This is a genomic window from Paenibacillus amylolyticus, from assembly GCF_003719335.1.
Taxonomy (GTDB): domain Bacteria; phylum Bacillota; class Bacilli; order Paenibacillales; family Paenibacillaceae; genus Paenibacillus; species Paenibacillus amylolyticus_D.
Genome location: NZ_RIAS01000053.1, coordinates 1 through 585, shown reverse-complemented (window position 1 = coordinate 585; position 585 = coordinate 1). Strand labels below are relative to the sequence as shown.

At 48.9% G+C, this 585-nt stretch carries 1 rRNA gene; it reads right to left on the bottom strand.

From position 1 onward, the window contains the following. A 23S ribosomal RNA gene (locus tag EC604_RS29530) occupies window positions 1-376 on the bottom strand; the annotation flags it as partial. Window positions 377-585 lie beyond the last annotated feature (209 nt).

Below are 585 nucleotides of genomic sequence, written 5' to 3'. Positions count from 1 at the left end.
TTTACCTTCTTTGGCGGGCCTTTCCAGACCTCTTCGTTTAACCGGCTCCTTTGTAACTCCATGTGAGACGTCCCACACCCCCAAAGAGCAAGCTCTCTGGTTTGGGCTTCTCCGCGTTCGCTCGCCGCTACTGACGGAATCACTGTTGTTTTCTCTTCCTCAGGGTACTTAGATGTTTCAGTTCCCCTGGTATGCCTCTACATAACCTATGTATTCAGTTATGAGTAACTGGATATTACCCCAGCTGGGTTTCCCCATTCGGACATCCCCGGATCAAAGCTTGCTTACAGCTCCCCGAGGCAGTTTCGTTGTTCGCCACGTCCTTCATCGGCTCCTAGCGCCTAGGCATCCTCCGTGTGCTCTTAGTAGCTTAACCATTGCGCTCGTGTTCGAGCTGTCGCTCCGCTTGGTTTGCTTGCGCAAATCCAAAAGTCGCTCCATTTCGATCACTCGCTCCAGCAATCTACCTTATAAAACACTTCACTTGTTTACACAAGATCAGCTTAAAGGAATGTTCTAATTCGCGTTTGTTTCGTTTCGATATCTAGTTTTCAAAGAACAAATCGTTTGGTTCGGGCCGTTCAC